The sequence below is a fragment of the Bauldia sp. genome, assembly GCF_020442045.1.
Taxonomy (GTDB): domain Bacteria; phylum Pseudomonadota; class Alphaproteobacteria; order Rhizobiales; family Kaistiaceae; genus Bauldia.
The window spans coordinates 1-25,752 of the sequence record NZ_JAGRLA010000068.1 but is presented as its reverse complement, the minus strand read 5'-3'; the positions used below and the strand labels follow the sequence as shown (position 1 = coordinate 25,752).

Sequence of the window (25,752 nt, the reverse complement as noted above, 5' to 3'; positions counted from 1 at the left end):
CTCCAGGACATTCACTTGAGCCTTCCGCCAAAGCGGCGCGAACGCTGGGAAAACTCGGCAATGGCCGATTTCAGCGCCGCATCGTCAAAATCGGGCCAGTGGAGCGGCAGGAAGACGAATTCAGCATAGGCGGATTGCCAGAGCAGGAAGTTGCTGAGCCGCATCTCTCCGCTGGTCCGGATGACGAGATCCGGATCCGGCATATTCGCGGTATCGAGGTGTGAGGCGATCATCGCCTCGTCGACCTCGGCGGGATCGATGCCGCCCCGGGCAACCTTGCGCGCAATCTCACGCGCGGCGCGCGCGATCTCGTCCCGGCCGCCATAGTTGAAGGCGACGACCATGCACAGGCCGGTATTCCCGGCGGTCTTCGCCTCGGCTTCGTTGATCAGGGCGGCTATGTCTTTCGGCAGCTCGTGGCGCGAGCCGATCACCTGGATCCGTACGCCCTGCCGATGGAGCCGGGCAAGGTCACGCCGGATGAACATGCGAAGGAGCCCGAAAAGGAACTCGACCTCGGCCGGCGGCCGCGACCAGTTTTCCGAAGAGAAGCTGAAGAGCGTCAGGTAGCCGATGCCGAGATCGGAAGCCGCCGTGACGGTTCGGCGAACCGCCTCGACCCCACGCCGGTGGCCCTCGCTGCGCGGCAGGCCGCGTGCTTCCGCCCAGCGCCCGTTGCCGTCCATGATGATCGCCACATGGACTGGCGGCGTGCCTCCCCCGGCTTTCGCATCCGTGACCAAGCTACGCTCTCTGGCCTGCGGTCTCATGGCGGCGCCCAGCGGATCGCCCTCAGACCTGAGTGATTTCGCCTTCCTTCTGGGCAAGCAGTTCGTCGATCTCGACGATCGAGCCGTCGGTCAGCTTCTGGATCTGATCAGCCAGGCCGTGGCTCTCGTCCTCACCCATGCCCCCTTCTTTTTCTTCCTTCTTCAGGGTGTCCAGCCCGTCGCGCCGGACATGGCGAACCGCGACCTTCGCCTGCTCGGCGTATTTGTGCGCGACCTTGACCAGTTCCTGGCGGCGCTCGGCATTGAGCTCCGGAATCGGGATGCGCAGCAGTTGCCCCTCACTGATCGGATTGAGCCCCAGATTGGACTCGCGGATGGCGCGCTCGACCGCCTGGGCATTCGACTTGTCCCACACCTGAACCGACAGCATGCGCGACTCCGGAACGCTGATCGTCGCCACCTGGTTGAGCGGCATCGACGCGCCGTAGACCTCGACGTGGATGGGTTCGAGCAGGTTGACCGAGGCCCTCCCTGTCCGCAGTCCTCCGAGTTCGGTCTTGAGGACGGAGATGGCGCCTTTCATGCGGCGATCGAGGTCATTCAGGTCCATGTCGATTTCCTATCGGCTGACGATCCCTTCCGACCCACACGTGGCGGTCGGTGGCATCAACTGTCGGTGACGATCGTCGATTGCCCTTCACCCTTCAGAATAGCAACGATCGAGCCAGGCTGAAGGATCGAAAACACGATTACCGGAATACCGTTGTCGCGGGCAAGCGATACGGCGGCCGCGTCCATCACCCGCAGCCCCTTGGCCAGCACGTCTTCATGGGTCAGGCGGTCGTAACGGACGGCATTCGGGTCGCGTTTCGGGTCCGCGGAATAGATCCCGTCGACCTGGGTGCCCTTGAACAGGGCGTCGCAGTCCATCTCGGCGGCGCGCAGCGCGGCTCCCGTATCGGTGGTGAAGAACGGGTTGCCCGTCCCGCCGGCAAAGAGCAGGACCTCGCCGGCATCGAAGGCCCGGTCCGCGTCCCGCTGGGTGAAGGTCTCGCAGACCGTCGGCACCGGCATTGCCGAGAAGATGCGGGCCGGGACACCGCGTCTTTCGAGCGCCTCGCGGAATGCGATGGCGTTCATGACGGTCCCGAGCATGCCCATCTGGTCGCCGGCGACCCGGTTTCCGCCATTGCCGGCGAATGTTGCGCCACGGACGAAATTACCGCCCCCGGCGACGACGCCGATCCTGCTGCCGAGGCTGCGCGCTTCGGCTATCTCGCCGGCGAGGCGATCGACCACTGACGGATCGATCCCGCTGCCGGCCTCCCCGGCAAGGACTTCGCCGGAGAGCTTGAGGAGGACTCTTTCGTACTGCGGTCGCCCGGTCATTCGTCCCGATTCGTAGAGGATCGCCGAAGGGCTTCCCCGATACACGATGACCGGGACGATGTCACTTTTGCAGGCGCCGTCCGGCTTCAGCCGCCGGCAGCGGCGGCAACTTCCGCGGCGAAATCGCTCTCCTCCTTCTCGACGCCTTCGCCAAGCCGGAAGACGACGAATTCGGTGACCTCGATCGGCGAACCGTCCTCCGCCGCCTTGATGGCCTCGCCTACGGTCTTCTCCGTATCGACGACGAATGCCTGCGACAGCAGGACAACTTCCTCATGGAACTTGCGGATGCGGCCCTCGACCATCTTCTCGATGATCGATTCCGGCTTGCCGGATTCCCGCGCCTGCTCGGAGAAGATGGCCCGCTCGCGCGCGACCACGGCCGGATCGACCTCTTCCTCCCGCACCGCGAGCGGATTGGCAGCGGCGACATGCATCGCGACCTGCTTGCCGATCGCGGCAAGCTTCTCGGCATCGCCGCCCGACTGGACGCCGACCAGCACGCCGATCTTGCCGAGGCCCGGCGCGACCGCGTTATGGACATAGGAGGCCACGACCCCGGGGCTCACCGACACGACCGCCGAGCGCCGCAGCGTCATGTTCTCGCCGATCGTCGCGATCGCATTCTTGATCGCCTCCTCGACGGTCGTCCCGCCGGATGGCATCCGCGCCGCGTTGATCGCCTCGATCGAGCCGTCGGTCGTCAGGGCGGCTTCGGCAATGCCGTTGACGAGCGCCTGGAAGTCGGCATTGCGGGCGACGAAGTCGGTCTCGGAATTGACCTCGACCATGACCGCCTTGCCATCGCCGGTGGCGACGCCGATCAGCCCCTCGGCAGCCACGCGGTCGGCCTTCTTGGCCGCTTTCGACAGACCCTTGGTCCGGAGCCAGTCGATCGCCGCCTCGATGTCACCGTCGGTCTCCGTCAGCGCCGCCTTGCAGTCCATCATGCCCGCGCCCGTCTGGTCGCGGAGTTCCTTAACCTGTGCTGCTGAGATAGCCATGTCGGTACCTTTGAATCAGTCTTCGCCGGTCAGGGCTCTGGCCTGACCGATCCAGTCGTCCCGCTGGATCCGGCCCTTGAAGTTGAGTGCCGAATCCACTTTCTCGATCTCCTCGTCGGAGAAGTTGGCGATCTGATCGAGCTTGGTGATGCCGAGGCTGTGGAGCTTCTGCTCCAGAACCGGCCCCACGCCACTGATCTTCTTCAGATCGTCCGGATCTCCCTCGGGCGCCACGAACAGCGGCCCGGTGGGTTCCTCTTCCTCTTCCGCGGCAGCCACCTGCGCGGCTTCCATGGTCTGCGGCTCGACCACCTCGGCCGCCGCCATCGTCACGTCGCCGGCGCCGTTGGTCGCCACCACGGCTTCCTCGAGCGCGGGCTCGGCCACGTCCTCAGCCGCGCCGATGTCGATTCCGGCGTCGCCCTGGGCCCGCGAGATGCCGTCGATCGCGGCGCGGGCGACGAGGTCGCAGTAGAGGGTGATCGCCCGGCCGGCATCGTCATTGCCCGGAATCGGGTAGGTGATGTCATCCGGATCGCAGTTCGAGTCGACGACCGCCGCGATCGGGATACCCAGGCGGGTCGCCTCCTTGATCGCGATCGCTTCCTTGTTGGTGTCGATCACGAAGATCAGGTCGGGAACCCCGCCCATATCCTTGATGCCGCCCAGCGCCTTCTCGAGCTTGTCGCGCTCGCGGGTCAGCGTCAGGCGTTCCTTCTTGGTCAGTCCGGTCGCCTCGCCGGCGAGGGTCTCGTCAACTTCCCGCAGCCGCTGGATCGATCGCGAGATCGTCTTCCAGTTGGTCAGCATCCCGCCGAGCCAGCGCGAGTTCACGTAATACTGGGCGCAGCGGCCGGCGGCGGCGGCGACCGGGTCGGTCGCCTGGCGCTTGGTGCCGACGAAGAGCACCCGGCCGCCCTGGGCGACCGCATCGCTCACCGTCTGCAGGGCGCGATGGAGCATCGGCACCGTCTGCGCGAGGTCGATGATGTGGATGTTGTTACGGACGCCGTAGAGATACGGCGCCATCTTCGGGTTCCAGCGATGCTTCTGGTGGCCAAAGTGAACACCAGCTTCCAGCAGCTGGCGCATAGTAAAATCGGGCAGTGCCATGACTACCTGTCTCCTTCACCGGTTCGTCCTCCGCGGGGACGCGGCATATGCCGCAAGCCTGGGATCAGGCACCGGTCGGACCGTTTCGGCCGGATATTCCGGACGAGCGGACCGAACCCCCGCGTGTGTGATGGCGGTCTTATAGGGATTGGTATGGGCCGGTGCAATAGGGTGTCAGCGCACGGCTGGCATGCCGACGCCAATCCCCGGAGGTTCTCCTGCCCCCGCCACCGCTGACCGGTTCCGCCGCCTGGAAACCGGCAAGGTCATCGGTCGCCGGTCCTCGCCGGGCCTCGTCGGATATTCGGTCGCGACCGTCCGGGCATGTCGCGGGCGCTGCCGCCCTCGGCAATGCAAATTCCACCAGGCCGATCACGGAATCGTGAACGGATGTCGCGAGTGAGAAATGTCTTGCATGTATCGGATTTTGCGGAAAATTCCGCCGTTGGCTCTAGACGAGCTCGACCTGGACGACGCCGTTCACGGCACGGAGGGCGCTGGCGATCTGGGGCGAGACCGCATAGCGGCCGGGCAGGTCCATCTCGATTTCCCGCCGCCCTTCCTCGAGCAGCAGGATCAGGCTGACGGACCCCTCGCCCTTTGGCGCGAGATGACGCTGGACGCTGGCAAGCGGCGCCTCGTCGCGGAGATAGACTCGAATCTGCTTGAGACCGGAGACGAATTTATCAAGCGGTTCAACGGACTGGATCTGGATATTGATGCCCTCCGGCCGATCTTCCGCGCTGACCAGGACCACCACCGATCGCCCCGGCTCGAGGAGCTCGCGGTACTGGGCAAGGTTCTCGGAGAAGATCACGGCCTCGTAGGACCCACTCGGATCCGAGAGTTGCACCACGCCCATCCGGTTGCCGGTGCGGGTCCGGCGTTCCTGCTTCGCGGTGACCGTGCCGGCAAGGCGACCGGCCGTCGCGCCGCGATGGACGGATTCGACAAACTCGGACCAGGTCTGCACCCGCATCCGTTCGAGCACCGGCTGGTACTCGTCCAGCGGATGAGCGGACAGATAGAAGCCGACCGCGTCATGTTCGCGCTGCAGCTTCTCCGCCGCCACCCACGGTTCGGCGACCGGCAGGACGATCGGCTCGGCCTCGGCCCCTCCTCCGCCGAACAGCTCGGCCTGGCCGACCGCGGCGCTGTCCTGGCGGCGGGTCGCCAGCCCCATGATCCGGTCGACGCCGGCAAAGACCCGGGCCCGGTCCGGCTCGATCTCGTCAAAGGCGCCGGCACAGACGAGGCTTTCCAGCGTCCGCTTGTTGAAGAGTTTCGGATTGATGCGGCCGGCGAAATCCGCGAGATCGCGGAACGTGCCGTCCTTGCGTGCCTCGACCAGATGCGCCACCGCCTGGGCGCCGACCCCCTTGATCGCGCACAGCGAATAGAGGATGCGGCCGTCCTCGACGTCGAATTCCACCCCGGACCGGTTGACCGACGGCGCCTCGACGGTGATTCCAAGCCGCATGGCCTCGCGACGGAACTCGGCCACCTTGTCGGTGTTGCCGGTATCGAGCGTCATCGAGGCGGCGAGGAACTCCGCCGGGAAGTTCGCCTTCAGATAAGCGGTCTGGTAGGTGATGAAGGCGTAGGGCGCCGAGTGGGACTTGTTGAAGCCGTATTCGGCGAACTTGGCGCAGGCATCGAAGATGGTGTTGGCGAGCCCGCGATCGATGCCCCGCTCGGTCGCGCCTTCGAGGAAACGGCCGCGCTGGGCGTCCATCTCCGCCTTGATCTTCTTGCCCATGGCACGGCGGAGAAGATCCGCCTCCGCCAGCGTATAGCCGGCCAGCACCCGGGCGATCTGCTGGACCTGTTCCTGATAGGTGATGATGCCGTAGGTCGGCGCGAGGATCGCCTCAAGCTCGGGATGGAGGTATTCGACCCGTTCCTTGCCGGCCTTGCGGGCGCAATAGCTCGGGATGTTGGCCATCGGGCCGGGGCGATAGAGCGCGACCAGGGCGATCAGGTCCTCGAAGCGGTCCGGCCGCATGTCGACCAGTGCCCGCCGCATGCCCGCGCTTTCAACCTGGAACACGCCGACCGTCTCGCCGCGGGTCAGCATGTCGAAGGTCTTCTGATCATCCAGCGGAATACGCAGGAGGTCGAGGTCGATGCCGCGTTCGCGCACCATCCGGGCGGCGATATCAAGCACGGTAAGGGTCTTCAGGCCAAGGAAGTCGAACTTCACGAGGCCGGCATTCTCGACCCATTTCATGTTGAACTGGGTGACCTGCATGCCTGAGCGCGGGTCTCGATAGAGCGGCACCAGCTGGTCGAGTGCCCGGTCGCCGATGACGATGCCGGCGGCGTGGGTCGAGGCGTGGCGATAGAGCCCCTCAAGCTTGTTGGCGACGGTCAACAGCCGGTCGACGACCGGCTCCTCCTCCCGCATCGCCTGGAGGCGCGGCTCGTCGGCGACCGCCTTTTCCAGCGAAACCGGCGCGGCCGGATTGAACGGGATCATCTTGGCGATCCTGTCCACCTGCCCGTATGGCATCTGCAGCACGCGGCCGACGTCGCGCAGGCAGGCCCGCGCCTGGAGGCTGCCGAAGGTGATGATCTGCGCCACGTGGTCGGCGCCGTATTTCTGCTGGACGTAGTGGATCACCTCGTCGCGCCGGTTCTGGCAGAAGTCGATGTCGAAGTCCGGCATCGAGACGCGATCGGGATTGAGAAAACGTTCGAACAGCAGATCGAAGCGCAAGGGATCGAGGTCGGTGATGGTGAGCACCCAGGCGACCAGCGACCCCGCGCCGGAACCGCGGCCCGGGCCGACGGGGATCGACTGCGACTTCGCCCATTGGATGAAATCCGCGACGATCAGGAAATAGCCGGGATATTTCATCCGCTCGATGACGCCGAGCTCGAATTCGAGCCGTTCGTTGTAGTCGGCCTCGGTCCGGCCCGGCGCCAGGCCGTGGACCTCCAGACGTCTGGCCAGACCTTTCCGCGCCGTCTCGCGGAGCAGCTCGGCCTCCGCCGCGTCGGCGGTTTCCGGATCGGCATCGGCGCCGGCGAAACGCGGCAGGATCGGCTTCCGGACCCTCGGCCAGAAAGCGCACCGCATGGCGATCTCGACGGTGTTCGCGGCCGCCTCCGGCAGGTCGGCGAACAATTCGACCATCTCCGCCCGGCTCTTGAAGTAATGCTCCGGTGTGAGCCTCCGCCGGTTGTCGTCGCCGATCACCGTGCCTTCCGCGATGCAGATCAACGCGTCATGGGCCTCGTAGTCGTCACGGGTCGGGAAAAAACATTCGTTGGTGGCGACCAGCGGCAGGTCGCGGGCATAGGCGAGTTCGACGATTAGCGGCTCGACAAGCTTCTCGGCCGCCAGTCCGTGACGCTGGAGCTCGACATAGAGCCTGTCGGGGAAGAGCGCCGAGAGCCGATCGAGACGCTCGGCGGCAAGATGCATGTTGCCCGCGGCTATCGCCTCGTCAACCGGGCCACCGGGCCCGCCGGTCAGCGCGATCAGGCCATCCGCCAGCGGCGCGACGTCATCGATGGCGACGTGCGGCCTGTCGCCGGCGTCGCTTTCGAGAAACGACCTGGAGACAAGCTTGACGAGGTTCCAGTAGCCCTGTTCGCCCGCGGCGATCAGCACGACGCTGGAAAGGCGCTTCTGCGCGGGCCCGCCACCCATGCCCGACCGCTCGCTCCCCCCATCGTCGCCGAAATCGACGGCAAGCTGGCAGCCGACGATCGGCTGGATGCCCTCCCCGGCCATCTTCTCGGCGAACTCGAGCGCACCGAAGAGGTTCCCCGTGTCGGTGATGCCGAGCGCCGGCATCCGGTCCGCCGTTGCGAGCGCCGCCAGCTTCTTGAGCGGCAGCGCTCCCTCGAGCAACGAGAAAGCGGAATGGACCCTCAGGTGGACGAAGCCGACCTCTTCGGCGATGCGACTCATGGTGCGATCCTCCAGGCACCAAGTGTCGCCAAGGGCCGCCCGCATGTCCACGCCGACGCCCGGTTATTCCCCGGGCGGAATCGTCACATGACGAGGCGCACGGCTTCCGACATCACGCCAATCGAGGCGATGAAGGTGGTGATCACGATCAGAGCGGCTATGTCCTTGACGAAAGCGGTCATTTTCCAGATCCCTCGCTTGTTGGAGATGGAGTATGTTCTTGTTTTGTTCTTTTGTCAAGCACCGCTTTCCTGGGTCCTCGGGATGGAGACGTCGCTCGGGGCAACCACATCCGATCCTACCGCCCCGTCTTCAGGACGAGGCATGCGCCGCCGGCCGCCTTCAGCCGCCTGCAGATGTCGCTCGCTTCCTGGCGCGTCTGGGCCGGCACGCGGATCTGGAAGACCGGGGCGTTGCCCATGCTGCGATTGACGCCGCGCACGACCATCGGGGTCTGGCCACCGAGCACCGAGGCGTAGCGCGCCTGCTGCCGGCTATACGCCGCCATCGCGCGGTTGAGCGAGAAGTTACCGGCGACCTGCACGCCCCAGGGCGCCCAGTCCGCCTTCTTGTATTCGGCAACCAGCTGCGAACCGGCTCCGGGCTTCGCAAGGCGCGCCGCCAGCTCCAGGCAGTCCTCCTTCCGCCCTTCCGTGGTCCTGGTGAAGCCGGCCGCCGCCTCGCTGTTCCATTCGTCGGCCGTCCAGCCGGTGATGGACAGGACGTAGCTCCGGGTCTCGAACGGCAGGCCGCCGGAGCCTGCGAGCCAGGTCTCCACCCGCCTCTCGCCCGAATTATAGGCGGCGGCCGCAAGGCCGAGATTGCCGAACTGATCGGTCAGGTCCCGCAGGTAATGGGCGGATGCGGGTATCGCTTCGATCGGGTCGAAGGGATCGGCGAGTTCGCGCAGCGCGGCGGTACCGGGCATGAACTGGGCAATGCCCTGCGCGCCCTTGGGGCTCAGAGCGTCGGGCCGGAACCGGCTCTCCTTCCAGATCAGCCTGGTGAAGAAGCCGACCGGCAGGCGGTGCGCCGCCGCGGCATCCTCGATCAGCGAGCAGATGGTCTTCGGGTCATCGGCGGCGGGCTTCTCCACCGGCGCGTCCCGGTTGGCGAGCACCTTGGCCGGCATTGCCAGATCGAGGGCCGGGGCCGCCTCCTCCTCGGCATGGACCGGGAGCGGCAGGAGCAAAGCCACCAGGATCGCCGCGGGCGCCGGTCTCGGCATACCGCTACTCCAGCTCGACGACCTTGCCTCCCTCCAGGGTGATCCGCCGGTCCATGCGAGCAGCGAGGTCGTGGTTATGGGTCGCAATCAGAGCGCCGAGTTTCGACGCGCGCACCAGGCGGGTCAATCCGTCGAAGACATAGCCGGCGGTGGTCGGGTCGAGGTTGCCGGTCGGCTCGTCGGCCAGCAAGAGCCGCGGGGCATTGGCGACGGCGCGGGCGATCGCTACCCGCTGCTGCTCGCCCCCCGAGAGCTCCGCCGGGCGATGGTCGGCGCGCTGCTTCACCTTCATATAGCCGAGCAGTTGCATCGCCCGCTGGGTCGCGACCGGCTTCGAGAGGCCGCGGATCAGTTGCGGGATGATGACGTTTTCGAGCGCGCTGAATTCGCCGAGCAGATGGTGGAACTGATAGACGAAGCCGATCTGCACCCGCCGGATCGCCGTCCGGTCGGCGTCGGAGAGCTTGCCGGCCGAGCGTCCGGCAATGACGACGTCGCCGGAGTCGGGTTTCTCCAGCAGCCCGGCGATCTGGAGCAGCGTCGACTTGCCGGCGCCGGACGGCGCGGCGAGCGCCACCAGCTCGCCGGGGCGAAGGTCGAAATCGGCACCGGACAGGACGGTCAGCCGGCTCGGGCCCTCGTTGAAGTGGCGCTCGACGCCGCGAAGGCTGAGGATCGGACGGATCTGCCGTTCGGCGGGCGCATCGGTGCTCATTCGTATCGCAGCGCCTCGACCGGATCGAGCCGCGCCGCGCTCCATGCCGGATAGAGAGTCGCGAGGAACGACAGCGCCAGCGCCATGAGGATCACCGACAGCGTCTCGCCGGGGTCCATGTCGGCGGGGAGCTGACTGAGGAAATAGAGCTCCGAGGAGAAGACGTCGGTGGTGAAGAAGGACGCGATCCACTCGCGGATCGTCTCGATATTCAGCGAGATGAGAACGCCGAGCAGGAACCCGGCGAATGTGCCGATCGCGCCGATCGCCGATCCGATGATGAAGAAGATCCGCATGATCGCGCCGCGGGTCGCCCCCATCGTCCTCAGGATCGCGATGGCGTGTCCCTTTTCCTTCACCAGCATGGTCAGCCCCGAGATGATGTTCAGGGCGGCGATCAGGATGATCAGGCTGAGGATCAGGAACATCACGTTCCGCTCGACCTCGAGCGCCGAGAAGAAGGTCACGTTGCGTTGCTGCCAGTCGGTCAGCAGTATCTGCCGGTCGGCCGCCTCTTCGATCGCCGGCCGCAGCTCGTCTACGCTGTCGGCGCTGTCGAGGTAGATCTCGATCGCGCTTGCCTCGTCACCGAGATTGAAGAAGGCCTGCGCCTCCGCGAATGGCACGAAGACGAAGCTCGAATCGTATTCCGACATCCCGATCTCGAAGATCGCGGTCACCGGATAGGCCTTGATGCGCGGGGTTACGCCGAGCGGCGTCACGTTTCCGTTCGGTGACACCAGCGTCAGGTTGCTGCCGATCGTCAGCCCGAGCGATGCCGCCAGGCGGGTCCCGATCGCGACACCTCCCGAGGCTTCGAAATCGACCAGGCTGCCGAGCTGCACGTTGTCGGCAATGCCGCGGATATGCGGCAGGTCGGCGTCGCGAATGCCCCGGACCAGCACGCCGTTGGAGGCGTTCGAGCCGCTGGCCAGCGCCTGGCCCTCGACAAGCGGGATCGCCGATGCCACGCCCGGCACCGCCGCGATCCGCTGCGCCACGGGATCATAGTCGGTGAGCGGCGAATCCATCGCCTGCACGATCAGGTGGCCGTTGAGGCCGAGAATCTTGTCGATCAACTGCGCCCGGAAGCCGTTCATCACCGCCATGACGATGATCAGCGTCGCGACGCCGAGCATGATGCCGATGAACGAGAAACCCGCGATCACGGAAATGAACGCCTCGCGGCGGCGTGCCCGCAGGTAGCGGCCGGCGAGCATCCACTCGAAGCGCGAGAACGGACCGGTACCCGCCGGCAGGCGCTTGGCCGGCGCTGCCTTTCCCCCTACCGGCCGGGCGGCCGCGGCGGTCGTCGGCCTATCCGGCAACGAGTCGGTTGATTGCAGCATCAATCGTCAGCGTCTCTCGTTCGCCGGTGGCGCGTCGCTTGATCTCGACCTCGCCCGAAGCGATTCCCTTCGGACCGACAATGACCTGCCAGGGCAGCCCGATCAAATCCATCGTCGCGAATTTCGCTCCGGCGCGGTTGTCGACATCATCGTAGAGGACTGCGATTCCGGCTTTCGTGAGGCGGTCGTAGAGTCCTTCCGCCGCATCGCTGGTCGGCCCGTCGCCGGGCTTCAGGTTGATAAGCCCGACCGTGAACGGCGCGACGCTGTCCGGCCAGATGATTCCGTCGTCGTCGTGCGACGCTTCGATGATGGCGCCGACGAGCCGTGAGACGCCGATGCCGTATGAGCCGCAGTGCACCGGCCGCTCGACACCGTCGGGCCCGGCGACATTGGCTTTCATCGGGACGGAATATTTCGTGCCGAAATAGAAGACCTGGCCGACCTCGATGCCACGGGTGTGGAGGCGCTTCTCCTCCGGCACCTCGCGTTCGAATCGTTCCGGATCATGGACGTCTTCGGTGGCCGCGTAATAGGCGGTCCACGGCGCTATGACCGCATCGAGATCACCGCCATAGTCGAAGTCGTCGCCGGGAACGGTCTGGTCGAGAACGTCCCTGTGGCAATAGACGCCGGATTCGCCGGTGTCGGCGAGGACGAGGAATTCGTGACTGAGATCGCCGCCGATCGGGCCGGTTTCCGCCCGCATCGGGATGGCGGTCAGGCCCATCCGCTTGAACGTCTTGAGGTAGGCCACGAACATCCTGTTGTAGGAGACGCGGGCGGCCGCTTCGTCGATATCGAAGGAATAGGCGTCCTTCATCAGGAATTCGCGCCCCCGCATGACGCCGAAGCGCGGCCGGACCTCGTCGCGGAACTTCCACTGGATGTGATAGAGGTTCAGCGGCAGCGAGCGATAGGACGAGACATAGGCGCGGAAGATATCCGTCACCATCTCCTCGTTGGTCGGCCCGTAGAGCATGTCGCGCTCGTGGCGATCGACGATTCGCAGCATCTCCTTGCCATAGTCGTCGTAGCGCCCGCTTTCGCGCCACAGGTCGGCCGGTTGGATCGTGGGCATCAGGATCTCGATGGCCCCTGCCCGGTCCTGTTCTTCGCGCACGATCTGCTCGATCCTGGCGAGCACGCGCTCGCCGAGCGGCAGCCAGGAATAGATGCCGGCCGCCTGTTGCCTGAGCATGCCGGCGCGCAGCATCAGGCGATGCGATACGATCTCCGCCTCTTTCGGCGTTTCGCGGAGAATGGGGAGAAAATACCGGGACAGGCGCATGGTTTCGGGCGATTCCTCAAGGACGCTGACGTGGCGCAGTCAATCGGTACGCCGCGCAAAACACAAGCCCCGCGAGGCCCGGAGGACGCTTCACCGCGGCCCCGGCAGGAAGGCCGCCCAACCCGAACCGTCCCCACGCCGCGCACCGGCACTTACGCCGGTCATAAGACTGCAAAAAAAATATGCCGACGGCGCACAAATAGATGACAAGCGCTCCGAGTTTCGCTACGGTCCGTCCCATAAAAAGGGCTAGGGAAACGGTTCTCGAAGACCAACCCGACACCCAGACAAAAAGGCATCGCGGTCTAAGTCTTGGGAGGAAGATCCCTTTTGGCGCACCTGACGGTTGCAGCCGCCCTGCTTTGAGGAAAAGATTCAATCAGCCAATTGGATCGGTGGGCAAGGCAAAAAGGGTTAAAGACGCGGAACTCGGCAAGCAAGGCTGAAAAGCCTTGCTTTTTTTATTGCCCCGGCAGGAAAAGCTCGCCGAGTTCCTCGACGCCATAGCCAAGGTAATCCACCCCGAACCAGATGCCGAAGGTGACGATCGCGGCAACGATCGAGGTTGCGATTGCCTTCTTCAGCAGCTTTGGGTTGTGGGGCGCGCTCGGGTCCGTGCCGAGGATCACCTCGCCCTCCTCTTCCTGGGTGCGCATGCCCCAGGGAAGCACCGCGAACAGGACGATCCACCAGACGACGAAATAGACAGCAATGATGCTGACGAGGTTCATGGTGGACGCCGCCTCAGGCCTCTTCGAGTTCTATCAGCGTGCCCATGAAATCCTTCGGGTGAAGGAACAACACGGGCTTTCCGTGCGCGCCTGGCCTCGGCTCGCCGCTGCCAAGAATCCGGACGCCCAAGCCGGCCAGCTTCCGGCCGGCGTCGCCGATGTCATCGACCTCGTAGCAGAGATGATGGATGCCGCCGTCCGGGTTCCGCGACAGGAAGGTGGCAATCGGTGAATTTTCGCCGAGCGGCTCGAGGAGCTCGATCTTGGTGTTCGGCAGTTCCACGAAGACCGTCGTGACACCGTGTTCCGGTTGCTCGGCGGGATCCGACACGTTGGCGCCCAGGCGATCGCGATAGTGTGCGGCCGCGGCCGCGAGGTCGGGCACGGCGATGGCGACGTGATTGAGGCGGCCGATCATGATCGCCCCTCATACGACCGTTAGGAACACCGTGCAATTCGGCTTTTTGCCCCAGATGCCCGCGACCTCCGCGCGGACCGCGCGCCGCACGGCCTCGCGCACGATCTCGGCATGCCGGCGGCGCCGCGGGATCGACTCGATGGCGCCAAGCGCCGCGTTCAGAACGCTTTCGGACAACGGCCGGTTCGCCGCGTCGATTGCCGGCACGCCGACCAGGCCCACCTGCGGATCAGCGAGCAGTTCCCCCTTCGCGTCGATCACCACGGAAACCGAAACGTGGCCCGCGAAGGACAGGCGCCGCCTTTCGGCGATACCGAGCTCGTCGAGCGCGCCGATCAGCCGGCCATCGCGATAGAGGCGCCCGGCTTCGACCTCGTCGGCGACACCGGGGGCGTCGGGCGCCAGGCGCACCATCGTTCCGTTCTCGATCCGCAGCACCGACTTCACGCCGAGCTCCTCGGCAAGCTCGGCATGCGCCTCGAGATGCATCGCTTCGCCATGCACGGGCACCGCGATCTCCGGCCTCAGCCATCCGTAGAGGTGGCGCATCTCCTCCCGGCGCGGATGGCCGGAGACGTGGACCAGCCGGTCGCGGTCGGTCATGACGCGGACACCGCGGGCGACCAGCGAATTGATGATCCGGTTGATCGGGACTTCGTTGCCCGGTATCGCGCGGGAGGAGAAGACGACCAGATCGCCCTTGTCGAAGGCGACATGGCGGTGGTCGTTGCCGGCGATCCTGGCAAGCGCGGCACGCGACTCGCCCTGGCTCCCGGTCAGCAGAGCGACAACCTTGTTACGCGGCAGATGCTGGTAAGCCTCCTCCTCCAGGAAAGGCGGCAGACCGGCCAGGATCCCGAGTTCTCCGGCGACGTCGAGCATCCGTCGAATGGCCCGGCCGACGACCACGACTTCCCGGCCCGCCTTTGCCGCGGCAAGGGCGATCGACCGGATACGGCCGACATTGGACGAGAATGTCGTGAAGGCGACCCGCCCACGCGCCATCGCGACGACGTCCTCGATCTCGAGCGCCACCTCGCGCTCGCTCGGGCTGCGGCCGTCGCGATAGGCGTTGGTCGAATCGCAGACCAGCGCCAGGACACCCTCCTCCCCGATCTCCCGGAGCCTTTTCTCGTCGGTCGGCAGGCCGATGACCGGCGTGTCGTCAAGCTTCCAGTCGCCGCTATGGAGCACGAGCCCGAGTGGCGTGCGGATCGCCAGCGCGTTGGCTTCCGGGATCGAATGGGTGACGTTGATGTATTCAACCTCGAATGGTCCCGCCTTGAAGCGGCCGCCGGGCGCGACGATGGTCACCGGGATCGTCTCGGCGCCCGGTTCGGATGCGCGTTTCGCGTTCAGGAGGCCCGCGGTGAAGGCAGTCGCGAAGACCGGCACGCGAAGCCGTGGCCACAGGTCGATCAGCGCCCCGTAGTGGTCCTCGTGGGCGTGGGTGATCAGGATCCCGGCGAGGTTGATCCGCTCTTCCTCCAGATAGGAGATGTCGGGGAAGATCACGTCGGCGCCGGGCGCTTCCTCGCCCGGAAAGGCGATGCCGAAATCGACCGCGATCCACGTCCGGTGGTGGGCGGGGCCATAGCCGTAGAGGCCGAGATTCATCCCGATCTCGCCGACGCCGCCGAGCGGAAGGAATACCAGCTCTTCGCGGGACCGTGCCAAGCCGCTCACTCTCAGGCCCGGCCCGCGAAGAAGAGATCGCCGGCGCTGATCGTCTCGCGGGCACCGCCCGGCCGCCCAAGCACCAGCCGCCCGTCGTCATCCAGGGTTTCGAAGCTTCCGTCGATGACGCGATCGTTGAGATTGACCGTGATCCGCTCGCCGATCCCATAGGCGCGGTCGAGCCAGGCGGAGCGGACCTCGGCAAAACCGCCGCCGCGATCCCAGCGCTCGATCTCGTCCGCCATGGTGAATGCCAATCCCGCGAAGAGGCGTTCGCTCTCGATCGCGACGCCCCCCGTCATCAGGTCATCGGCCGCGAAGGTCGCCTCGCTTTGCGGATGGGACAGGCAATTGACACCGATCCCGACCGCCACGGCGAACCGCCCATCCGCCATCTTCTCGCCCTCGACCAGTATCCCCGCGACCTTGCGCCCGCCAAGCAGGAGGTCGTTCGGCCACTTCAGCTTGAGCCGTTCGACGAGAGCGATGCCGGCGAGCCCGACGATCGCGCGGTGGAGCGCCAGCCCGGCGACAAAGGAAATGGTCGCGGCGATCGGCGGAGGCGCCGGGTCGACCAGAAGGAGGGACGCTGCGAGATTCCCCTCTCCCGTCGTCCAGTGGCGGCCGCGTCGCCCCCGGCCTTCGGTCTGGTCCCGCGCCGTCACCCAGAGCCCGCCCGGGTCACCGTTCCGGGCGCGCTCCAGTACGACCGAACTGGTCGAGGTCACGCTGTCATGCGCCTCGCGGCGGTAGCCGGATGGCAGGCCGGTCTCGTCCATCAACCCGTCGGGAAGAAGGTCTGGGCAGCCAGTCCCGCCGCGCCGCCGAGCGGGCCGGCAAAGATGATGAAGAACAGGACGAAGGCGCCGCTGACGCCAAGCACCACCCGCAATTCGGTTGGCATCGGCTCGAAACTCGTCGCCGGATCGTCGAAATACATGATCTTGATGATCCGGAGATAGTAGTAGGCGCCGATGACGCTGGCGACCACGCCAATAACCGCCAGCACGTAGAGCTCGGCCTCGATCGCCGCCAGGAACACGTAGAATTTCGCGAAGAAGCCGGCGAGCGGCGGTATCCCCGCCAGCGAGAAGAGGATCGCGGCGAACATGAAGGCCATGACCGGATGGGTCTTGGCGAGCCCGGCGAGATCGTTGATCTCGTAGGTCATGCCCTCGCGGCGGCGCATCGACAGGATGCAGGCGAAGGCGCCGACCGTCATCGCCAGATAGATCGAGACATAAAGGATGACGCCCTGGACGCCGGCCTCGCTGCCCGCCGCCAATCCGACCAGCGCATATCCCATGTGGCCGATGGAGGAATAAGCCATCAGCCGCTTGATGTTGCGCTGCCCGATGGCGGCGAAGGCGCCGAGCACCATCGAGGCGATGGCGAGGAAGGAGAGGATCTGCTGCCAGTCATGGGTGATCGGCGCGAAAGGCCCGACCACCACGCGGACGAACAGCGCGACAGCCGCGACCTTCGGCGCCGCGGCGAAGAAGGCGGTGACCGGCGTCGGCGCGCCTTCATAGACGTCCGGCGTCCACATATGGAACGGCACCGCCGAAATCTTGAAAGCAAGCCCCGCGATCAGGAAGACGAGGCCGAAGACGAGACCGAGCGAGGCCCCCTCCGCGGTCAATGCCGAGGCGATCCCGGCGAAGGTGGTGGTCCCGGTGAAGCCGTAGACCAGCGAGGCGCCGTAGAGCAGCATGCCGGACGACAGGGCCCCCAGCACGAAATACTTGAGCCCGGCCTCGGTCGAGCGCACCGAATCCCGGTTGATGGCGGCGATCACGTAGAGAGACAGCGACTGCAGCTCGAGGCCGAGATAGACCGCGATCAGGTCGTTGGCCGAGATCATCATCAACATGCCGAGCGTCGCGATGACGATGAGGACCGGATATTCGAAGCGCTCGAATTTCCGCGCCCGCGCGTAGCCGATCGACATGACGATGGCGATGGCCGAGCCGATCAGCGCCAGCACCTTCATGAAGCGGGCAAACGGATCGAGGATGAAGGCGTCGCTGAAGGTGACGCCGCCGCCCGGTCCCGCGATCACGGCGATACCGGCCACGACCAGCAACGCGATCGACAGGCCGTTGATCAGCGACGTCGACTTCTCGCCGACAAAGACGCCGATCATCAGCAGCGCGAGCGCCCCGACGGCCAGCAGAATCTCCGGCAGAGCCGGCAGGAGATCCGGGAACATGGTCACGTGCTTTCTCCGCGCCGTATCGTCATGGCGAAGCCGAAGCGAGTTGGCCGGCGGCGGACAGCGCGGCTTCGTAATTGGCGACCAGCTGGTCGACCGACGCCGCCGTCACATCCATGATCGGCCCCGGGAAGAAGCCGAAAAACAGCGTGAGGATCACCAGCGGCGCCAGGATCAGCTGTTCGCGTCGCGAAAGGTCGAGAATGTCCTTCAGGCTCCCCTTTTCCAGCTTCCCGAAGATGATCCGGCGATAGAGCCACAAGGCATAGGCCGCCGAGAGGATGATGCCGGTCGTCGCCAGGAAGGCGACCCAGGTATTGACCCTGTAGGTGCCGGCCAGCGTCAGGAATTCGCCGACGAAGCCCATCGTCCCCGGCAGGCCGACATTAGCCATGGTGAAGACCATGAAGGCCAGCGCGTAGAGCGGCATCCGGTTCACCAGGCCGCCATAGGCCGATATTTCGCGGGTATGCATGCGGTCGTAGACGACCCCGACGCAAAGGAAGAGCGCGCCGGAGACGAGACCATGCGACAGCATCAGGAAGATGCTGCCCTGCACGCCCTGGGTCGTCATGGCGAAGATGCCCATCGTCACGAAGCCCATATGTGCGACGGACGAATAGGCGATCAGCTTCTTCATGTCCTTCTGCATCAGGGCGACGATCGAGGTGTAGATGATCGCCACCACCGACAGCGTGAAGATGAACGGCGCGAGATCGGCTGAGGCCAGCGGGAACATCGGCAAGGAGAAGCGGAGGAAGCCGTAGCCGCCCATCTTCAGGAGGATCGCGGCGAGGATCACCGAACCCGCCGTCGGCGCCTCGACATGCGCGTCCGGCAGCCAGGTATGGACCGGCCACATCGGCATCTTGACCGCGAAGCTCGCGAAGAAGCCGATCCACAGCCAGAACTGCATGCTGGCCGGGAACTGGACATCCATCAGCTTGACGATATCGGTCGTCGAACAGGTCGCGGCGATGCCGCCGGCCGACGCGTCGCACGGCACGACGGTGCCCGAATACCAGTACATCGCCATGATCGCGAGCAGCATCAGCACCGAGCCGAGCAGCGTGTAGAGGAAGAACTTGAAGCTCGCATAGACGCGGCGCGGACCGCCCCAGATGCCGATGATCAGGAACATCGGGATCAGCCCGCCCTCGAAGAACAGGTAGAAGAGCACCAGGTCGAGCGAGCAGAAGACGCCGATCATCAGCGTCTCCATCACCAGGAAGGCGACCATATAGGACTTGAACTGGGTCTTGACCGTCAGGCGGCTGGCGATGATGCAGAGCGGCATCAGGAAGGTCGTCAGGATGACGAACAGCATCGAGATGCCGTCGACCCCCATATGATAGGTGATCCCGCCGCCAAGCCACTCGGCCCGCTCGACCATCTGGAAGCCGGGATCGGCGCTGTCGAAGTTGATCCAGACGAACAGCGACAGGATGAACGTCACCGTCGTCGTCCAGACCGCGACGTTGAAGATGTTGCGCTGGGCGATCTCGTCGTCGCCGCGGATCACGAGCACCAGCAGCGCCCCCACCAGCGGCAGGAAGATGATCGTCGAGAGGATCGGCCATTCACTCATTGGACGCCCCTCACGCCGCGAACATCAGATAGGTGACAAGAAACGCCACGCCGATCAGCATCGCGAAGGCGTAGTGATAGAGATAGCCGGACTGCAGCTTCACGATCCGCGCCGTGGTGTCCATCACCCGGGCGGACACGCCATCCGGGCCGAAGCCGTCGATGAGCCACCCGTCGCCCCTCTTCCACAGGAAGCGGCCGAGCCATTTCAGCGAGCGGACGAACAGGAAGTCGTAGAGCTCGTCGAAGTACCACTTGTTGAGCAGGAAGCGGTAGAGCCAGTCGTTGCGGGCCGCGAGCTGCTTCGGCACGTCCGTGTTCACCATGTAGAACCAGTAGGCGATCGCGGTGCCAATCACCATCATCGTGGTCGGCGCCCAGACCACCCAGAACGGAATGTGGTGCATTTCCTCGAGGGTGTGGTTTTCCTCGGAGAAGAAGACGGCGCCCTTCCAGAAGTCCTCGAAACCGGTGCCGATGAAGAAGTTGTAGAAGACCATGCCGCCGAACAGCGCGCCGAGCCCGAGGACATAGAGCGGCACCAGCATCACCAGCGGCGATTCATGGGCGTGGTTCATGACCTCGGCGGAAGCCCTCGGCTTGCCGTGGAAGGTCATGAAGATCAACCGCCACGAGTAGAAGGCCGTCAGCATCGCGGCCGCGGTCGACATCACGAAGGCATAACCGGCGAAGGTATTGGTGCCGACGAAGGATGCCTCGATGATAGCGTCCTTCGAATAATAGCCGGCGGTGAGCGGGAATCCGGTCAGCGCCAGGCTGCCGATAACCATCATCCAGTAGGTCTTGGGAATGACCTTCCGCAACCCGCCCATCTTGCGCATGTCCTGCTCGTCGGACATGGCGTGGATCACCGATCCAGCGCCAAGGAAAAGCAGCGCCTTGAAGAAGGCGTGGGTAAACAGGTGGAACATGCCGATCGAATAGGCCCCCACCCCCATCGCGACGAACATATAGCCGAGCTGCGAGCAGGTCGAATAGGCGATCACCCGCTTGATGTCGTTCTGGACCAGGCCGATCGTAGCAGCGAAGAAGGCGGTGGTGCCGCCGATCAGCGTGACGAAGGCCAGCGCCGTCGGGGCCTGCTCGAAGAGCGGCGACAGACGGGCCACCATGAAGACGCCCGCGGTCACCATGGTCGCCGCGTGGATCAGCGCCGAGACCGGTGTCGGGCCCTCCATCGCGTCCGGCAGCCAGGTATGGAGCAGGAATTGCGCCGACTTGCCCATCGCGCCGAGGAAGAGCAGCAGGCAGATCACGGTCATCGTGTCGACGTTCCACGACAGGAACTGCATCCGGGTTCCGGCGATCGTCGGCGCATTGGCGAAGATCGTCTCGAACTCGACCGAGTTGAACACGACGAAGACGGCGAAGATGCCGAGGGCGAAGCCGAAGTCGCCGACGCGATTGACGACGAAGGCCTTGATCGCGGCGGCATTCGCCGCCGGCCGCTGGTACCAGAAGCCGATCAGCAGATACGAGGCAAGACCCACGCCCTCCCAGCCGAAGAAGAGCTGGACGAGATTGTCGGCCGTCACCAGCGACAGCATCGCGAAGGTGAAGAGTGACAGATAGGCGAAGAAGCGCGGCCGGTTGGGATCGTGGCTCATATAGCCGATCGAATAGACGTGGACGACCGAGGATACGGTGTTCACGACGACCAGCATCACCACGGTCAGGGTGTCGATGCGCAGCGCCCAATCGACCGACAGCGTTCCGGAGGAGAACCAGTTGAAGACCTGGTAGCGCTGGGTCGGCTCGTCGCCCAGCCCCACCGTGAAGAAGGCGATCCACGAAAGCACCGCCGATATGATCAGGAAACCCGAGGTGATGTATTCCGCCTGGCGCGAACCGACCGCGGCCGGCTCATGGTCGTGGCCGTGTTCGTCGGCGCCGTTCTCGCCCTCGCCATGGCCGCGGCCGCGGCGGTGGCCATGGCCGTTGGTGACGGCCGGGCGGGTGCGCTCATGCGCGCCGAAGATCGAAATCGCACCGGCGATGATCGCGCCGAGCAGCGGCAGGAAGACGATGGCTGAATACATGCCGCTGTCAGCCCTTCATCAGGTTGATGTCCTCAACCGCGATCGAGCCGCGGTTGCGGTAGAAGACAACGAGGATGGCAAGGCCGATCGCGGCTTCCGCCGCCGCGACGGTCAGGACCAGGAGAGCGAAGACCTGGCCGACCATGTCGCCGAGGAATGACGAGAACGCCACCAGGTTGATGTTGACCGCGAGAAGGATCAGCTCGATCGACATCAGGATGACGATCACGTTCTTGCGGTTGATGAAGATGCCGAAGATCCCGAGCGTGAACAGGATCGCCGCGACCGCCAGATAATGCCCCAGCCCGATCGCCATCAGATTCCCTTCCCCGATTCCACCTTGCGGACCTCGATCGCCGTCGCCGGCGTGCGCGCCACCTGATCGGCGATCGACTGCCGCTTGACGCTCTCGCGATGGCGCAGCGTCAGCACGATCGCGCCGACCATCGCCACGAGAAGCACCATCCCGGCCGCCTGGAAGAAATAGATGTACTTCGTGTAGAGGATCTCGCCGAGGGCCGCGGTATTGGACATGCCCGCCGGTGCTGGCGACGTCGGCATGGTATCGCCGGCGAAGGTCCATCCGGCCACCACCAGCAGCAATTCCGCCAGCAGAACGATGCCGATCAGGCCGCCGACCGGCAGGTAGTTCAGGAAGCCCTGCCGCAGCTCGACGAAATCGACGTCGAGCATCATCACCACGAACAGGAAGAGCACCGCGACCGCGCCGACATAGACGACGATGAGGATCATGGCCAGGAATTCGGCGCCGAGCAGAACGAAGAGTCCGGCGGCATTGACGAAGGCGAGGATCAGGAACAGCACCGAATGAACCGGATTCCGCGCCCCGATCACCATCACGCCCGAGGCGATGACCACGGCCGAAAAGAGATAGAAAAAGATCGCGCTGAGAACCATCTGTCAGCGTCCCACCCGATTGCCGTCGCCCGCTGGCGCCGGTGTCTTAGCCATTTGCCCCGCCCCCGTCCAACGCTTCATCGGAAGGCCGCGTCCGCCGCCATGTTCGAGGCGATCTCGCGCTCCCACCGGTCGCCGTTGGCGAGCAGCTTTGCCTTGTCGTAGTAAAGCTCCTCGCGAGTCTCGGCGGCGAATTCGAAATTCGGTCCCTCGACGATCGCGTCGACCGGGCAGGCCTCCTGGCAGAAGCCGCAATAGATGCACTTCACCATATCGATGTCGTAGCGGGTCGTGCGACGCGTGCCGTCGTTGCGCCGCGGCCCGGCCTCGATGGTGATCGCCTGTGCCGGGCAGATCGCCTCGCAGAGCTTGCAGGCGATGCACCGCTCCTCGCCGTTCGGATAGCGGCGCAGCGCGTGCTCGCCGCGGAAGCGCGGCGACACCGGCCCCTTCTCGAAGGGGTAGTTCAGCGTCGCCTTCTTGGCGAAGAAATAGCCCATCGACAGCCAGAAGGCCGAGATGAACTCGATCATGAACAGCGATCTGGCGGCCTGGCCGAGTCTCATATCAGGCTCCCCAACCGGTCAGTTGCAGGACGAATGCGACCGCTACGACCATGAACAGCGAGATCGGCAGGAAGACCTTCCAGCCAAGTCTCATCAACTGGTCGAAGCGGTAGCGCGGAACGAAAGCCTTCACCATCGCGAACATGAAGAAGACCAGCGTGACCTTCAGGACGAACCAGATGACGCCCGGGATCCATGTGAAGGGTGGCACCGCCACCGGCGGCAGCCATCCGCCGAGGAACAGGATGGTCGTCAGCGAGCACATCAGCACGATCGCGACGTATTCGCCGAGCATGAACAGCATGTACGGGGTCGAGGAATATTCGACCATGAAGCCGGCGACCAGCTCCGATTCCGCCTCGACCAGGTCGAACGGCGGCCGGTTGGTCTCGGCCAGCGCCGATACGAAGAAGATGACGAACATCGGCAGCAGGACCAGCCAGTGCCAGTCGAGGAAACTGTTGGGCAGGCCGATCTTCGTGCCCAGCCCTTCCGACTGGGCGACGACGATGTCGGTAAGGTTGAGCGAGCCGACGCAGAGCAGCACGGTCACGATGACGAAGCCGATCGAGACCTCGTAGGAGACCATCTGGGCGGCAGAGCGGAGCGCGCTGAGGAACGGGTATTTCGAGTTCGACGACCAGCCGGCCATGATGATGCCGTAGACGCCGAGCGACGAGATCGCGAAGATGTAGAGCACGCCGACATTGATGTCGGCGATCACCCAGCCCGCCGCGACCGGCACCACCGCCCAGGCGGAAAGGGCGAGCGTCGTGGTGACCAGCGGAGCCAGCAGGAAGACGCCCTTGTTGGAGCCGGAAGGAACCACCGGCTCTTTCAGCACGAACTTGATCAGATCGGCGAAGGACTGCAGCAGACCCCAGGGCCCGACGACATTCGGCCCGCGGCGCATCTGCACGGCCGCCCAGATCTTGCGGTCGGCGTAGAGCAGGTAGGCGACGAAGATCAACAGGACGACGATGAGCAGCAGGCTCTGCGCCACGAAGATGATGGCCGGCACAACATAGTCGTAAAAGAAGCCGTCCATTCGCCCTACTCCGCCGCGCTCGCCAGCCTGCCGGCAGCCAGGGCCGAACACTCCGCCATCACCGCCGAGGCGCGGGCAATGGGGTTGGTCAGGTAGAAGTCGCCGATGACATTGGTGAACGGCTCGGAGGCCGGCGCGGCGGCCTCGCCCGCCAATGCCATCACCTCGTCGACCGATCCGGCCTCGATCTGGTCGACACGCATGAAATGCGGCTTGTCCCGGTAAAGCGCCGCCCGCAGCTCGGCCAGCGAGTCGAAGGGCAGCTTGTGACCGAGAACGTCCGACAAGGCGCGGATGATCGCCCAGTCCTCGCGGGCCTCGCCCGGCGGGAATGCCGCGCGCGCCGTCATCTGGACGCGTCCCTCGGTGTTGACGTAGATCGCCGATTTCTCGGTATAGGCAGCGGCCGGGAGGATGACGTCGGCCCGGTGAGCGCCGGCATCGCCGTGGCTGCCGATATAGACGACGAAGGTCTCGCCGAGGGCGTTGACGGTTATCTCGTCGGCGCCGAGCAGGAACATCACGTCGATCTCGCCGGCGGCGGCGGCGGCAACCATGCCGATGACGTCGTGTCCCTCGTCGCCGGGGACGAAGCCGAGGTCGAGCGCCCCGACCCGCGCCGCGGCCGCATGCAGGACCGCGAGGCCGTTCCAGCCTTCGTCCCTCTCGCCGCCGGTCGCGAGCTTGGCCGCGAGCTTCAGCACGGAGTCTCCGTCGGGACGGGCGAGCGCCCCCTGGCCGACGATCACCAGCGGCCGTTTCGCCTTGGCAAGCGTCTCGGCGAAGCCGTGATCCCCGGAGGCAAGGCTCGACAGGGTGTCCGGTCCGGCTCCGAGATACTCGTAAGGGTATGTCAGGTCGACGTTTTCGCCGATCAATCCGACCTTGAGGCCGCCGCGTCGCCAGCGCTTGCGGATGCGCGCATTGAGGACAGCGGCTTCATGGCGCGGGTTGGCGCCGACGATCAGGACCGCGTCGGCGGAGTCGATCCCCTCGATCGTCGGATTGAAGATGTAGCTTGCCCGCCCCGCCGAGGGATCGAGCTTGGAGCCGTCCTGACGACAATCGATGTGCGGGGTTCCGAAGGAGTCCATCAGCGCTTTCAGCGCGTACATCTCCTCGACGCCGGCAAGATCGCCCGCCACCGCCGCGATCCGTTTCGGATCGCTATGCGCCGTCTTCTCGGCGATCGCCGCGAAGGCCTCGGACCAGGTCGCCGGCTCAAGCCTCCCGCCGCGCCGGATATACGGGCGATCGAGCCGCTGGGCGCCGAGTCCGTCCCAGATGAAGCGGGTCTTGTCCGAGATCCACTCCTCGTTCACCGCCTCGTTGAGCCGCGGCATGATCCGCATGACCGTCCGGCCGCGCGTGTCGACGCGGATCGCCGCCCCGACCGCGTCCATCACGTCGATCGACTCGGTCTTGACCAGTTCCCACGGACGCGCCTGGAAGGCATAGGGACGCGAGGTCAGCGCGCCGACCGGGCAGAGGTCGATGACGTTGCCCTGCAATTCGGAGCTCATCGCCCGTTCGAGATAGGTGGTGATCTCCATGTCCTCGCCGCGGCCCGTCGCGCCGAGCTCGGGAACGCCGGCGACCTCGGCCGAGAAGCGGATGCAGCGCGTGCAGTGGATGCAGCGCGTCATGATCGTCTTGACCAGCGGGCCGATATATTTGTCTTCCACCGCGCGCTTGTTTTCCTGGTAGCGCGAGGCATCGACGCCGAAGGCCATCGCCTGATCCTGCAGATCGCACTCGCCGCCCTGATCGCAGATCGGGCAATCCAGCGG

22 protein-coding genes are annotated in these 25,752 nt (G+C 65.2%); all 22 read right to left on the bottom strand.

Annotation, left to right across the window (positions count from 1 at the left end; translation table 11 throughout):
* Positions 1–11: 11 nt before the first annotated feature.
* Entirely contained in the window at positions 12–743 is a 732-nt protein-coding gene (locus KDJ86_RS07885) for an isoprenyl transferase (protein ID WP_291744569.1), read from the bottom strand.
* Positions 744–792: 49 nt separating this feature from the next.
* A complete protein-coding gene (gene frr, locus KDJ86_RS07880; protein WP_291744568.1) occupies positions 793–1,341 on the bottom strand; it encodes a ribosome recycling factor in 549 nt (182 codons plus the stop codon).
* 56 nt (positions 1,342–1,397) lie between these two features.
* The gene (gene pyrH, locus KDJ86_RS07875) at positions 1,398–2,120 is read right to left on the bottom strand and encodes a UMP kinase (protein ID WP_291744567.1); all 723 of its coding nucleotides are present in this window, start codon (positions 2,118–2,120) and stop codon (positions 1,398–1,400) included.
* An 86-nt stretch (positions 2,121–2,206) separates the two neighbouring features.
* Complete coding sequence (gene tsf, locus KDJ86_RS07870; protein ID WP_291744566.1) at positions 2,207–3,124, bottom strand: translation elongation factor Ts; 918 nt, start codon at positions 3,122–3,124, stop codon at positions 2,207–2,209.
* Between the two features lie 15 nt (positions 3,125–3,139).
* On the bottom strand, positions 3,140–4,237 hold the full coding sequence (locus KDJ86_RS07865) for a 30S ribosomal protein S2 (protein ID WP_291744565.1): 1,098 nt from the start codon (positions 4,235–4,237) through the stop codon (positions 3,140–3,142).
* A gap of 451 nt (positions 4,238–4,688) precedes the next feature.
* A complete protein-coding gene (dnaE, locus tag KDJ86_RS07860) occupies positions 4,689–8,159 on the bottom strand; it encodes a DNA polymerase III subunit alpha (protein WP_291744564.1) in 3,471 nt (1,156 codons plus the stop codon).
* Positions 8,160–8,457: 298 nt separating this feature from the next.
* Positions 8,458–9,387 carry a lytic transglycosylase domain-containing protein gene (locus KDJ86_RS07855; RefSeq protein WP_291744563.1) on the bottom strand — a complete coding sequence of 310 codons (930 nt, stop codon included), beginning with the start codon at positions 9,385–9,387 and terminating at the stop codon, positions 8,458–8,460.
* 4 nt (positions 9,388–9,391) lie between these two features.
* Positions 9,392–10,102: an ABC transporter ATP-binding protein gene (locus KDJ86_RS07850; protein WP_291744562.1), complete on the bottom strand. Its 711-nt coding sequence runs from the start codon at positions 10,100–10,102 to the stop codon at positions 9,392–9,394.
* Positions 10,099–11,451, bottom strand: a complete 1,353-nt coding sequence (locus tag KDJ86_RS07845) for a lipoprotein-releasing ABC transporter permease subunit (RefSeq protein ID WP_291744561.1) — start codon at positions 11,449–11,451, stop codon at positions 10,099–10,101. Before KDJ86_RS07845 ends, KDJ86_RS07850 begins: the two co-directional genes overlap by 4 nt.
* A complete protein-coding gene (gene proS, locus KDJ86_RS07840; RefSeq protein WP_291744560.1) occupies positions 11,420–12,742 on the bottom strand; it encodes a proline--tRNA ligase in 1,323 nt (440 codons plus the stop codon). The genes KDJ86_RS07845 and proS overlap by 32 nt, the downstream gene beginning before the upstream one ends.
* 461 nt (positions 12,743–13,203) lie before the next feature.
* Positions 13,204–13,473, bottom strand: coding sequence for a DUF1467 family protein (locus KDJ86_RS07835; protein WP_291744559.1), 270 nt, complete (start codon positions 13,471–13,473; stop codon positions 13,204–13,206).
* A gap of 13 nt (positions 13,474–13,486) precedes the next feature.
* Positions 13,487–13,891: a methylmalonyl-CoA epimerase gene (gene mce, locus KDJ86_RS07830; RefSeq protein ID WP_291744558.1), complete on the bottom strand. Its 405-nt coding sequence runs from the start codon at positions 13,889–13,891 to the stop codon at positions 13,487–13,489.
* A gap of 9 nt (positions 13,892–13,900) precedes the next feature.
* Entirely contained in the window at positions 13,901–15,508 is a 1,608-nt protein-coding gene (locus tag KDJ86_RS07825) for a ribonuclease J (RefSeq protein WP_291744579.1), read from the bottom strand.
* A 71-nt stretch (positions 15,509–15,579) separates the two neighbouring features.
* A complete protein-coding gene (locus KDJ86_RS07820; protein ID WP_291744557.1) occupies positions 15,580–16,347 on the bottom strand; it encodes a biotin--[acetyl-CoA-carboxylase] ligase in 768 nt (255 codons plus the stop codon).
* Positions 16,347–17,780, bottom strand: coding sequence for an NADH-quinone oxidoreductase subunit NuoN (gene nuoN / locus KDJ86_RS07815; RefSeq protein ID WP_291744578.1), 1,434 nt, complete (start codon positions 17,778–17,780; stop codon positions 16,347–16,349). The genes KDJ86_RS07820 and nuoN overlap by 1 nt, the downstream gene beginning before the upstream one ends.
* A gap of 28 nt (positions 17,781–17,808) precedes the next feature.
* On the bottom strand, positions 17,809–19,371 hold the full coding sequence (locus tag KDJ86_RS07810) for an NADH-quinone oxidoreductase subunit M (protein WP_291744556.1): 1,563 nt from the start codon (positions 19,369–19,371) through the stop codon (positions 17,809–17,811).
* 10 nt (positions 19,372–19,381) lie between these two features.
* Positions 19,382–21,430 carry an NADH-quinone oxidoreductase subunit L gene (nuoL, locus tag KDJ86_RS07805; protein WP_291744555.1) on the bottom strand — a complete coding sequence of 683 codons (2,049 nt, stop codon included), beginning with the start codon at positions 21,428–21,430 and terminating at the stop codon, positions 19,382–19,384.
* A gap of 7 nt (positions 21,431–21,437) precedes the next feature.
* The gene (gene nuoK, locus KDJ86_RS07800) at positions 21,438–21,746 is read right to left on the bottom strand and encodes an NADH-quinone oxidoreductase subunit NuoK (RefSeq protein ID WP_291744554.1); all 309 of its coding nucleotides are present in this window, start codon (positions 21,744–21,746) and stop codon (positions 21,438–21,440) included.
* A complete protein-coding gene (locus tag KDJ86_RS07795; protein ID WP_291744553.1) occupies positions 21,746–22,348 on the bottom strand; it encodes an NADH-quinone oxidoreductase subunit J in 603 nt (200 codons plus the stop codon). Before KDJ86_RS07795 ends, nuoK begins: the two co-directional genes overlap by 1 nt.
* Positions 22,349–22,425: 77 nt before the next feature.
* Positions 22,426–22,914, bottom strand: a complete 489-nt coding sequence (gene nuoI, locus KDJ86_RS07790) for an NADH-quinone oxidoreductase subunit NuoI (RefSeq protein WP_291744552.1) — start codon at positions 22,912–22,914, stop codon at positions 22,426–22,428.
* Position 22,915: 1 nt separating this feature from the next.
* Entirely contained in the window at positions 22,916–23,962 is a 1,047-nt protein-coding gene (gene nuoH / locus KDJ86_RS07785) for an NADH-quinone oxidoreductase subunit NuoH (RefSeq protein ID WP_291744551.1), read from the bottom strand.
* Positions 23,963–23,967: 5 nt separating this feature from the next.
* On the bottom strand, positions 23,968–25,752 hold a 1,785-nt coding region (nuoG, locus tag KDJ86_RS07780), incomplete at its 5' end, for an NADH-quinone oxidoreductase subunit NuoG (protein WP_291744550.1).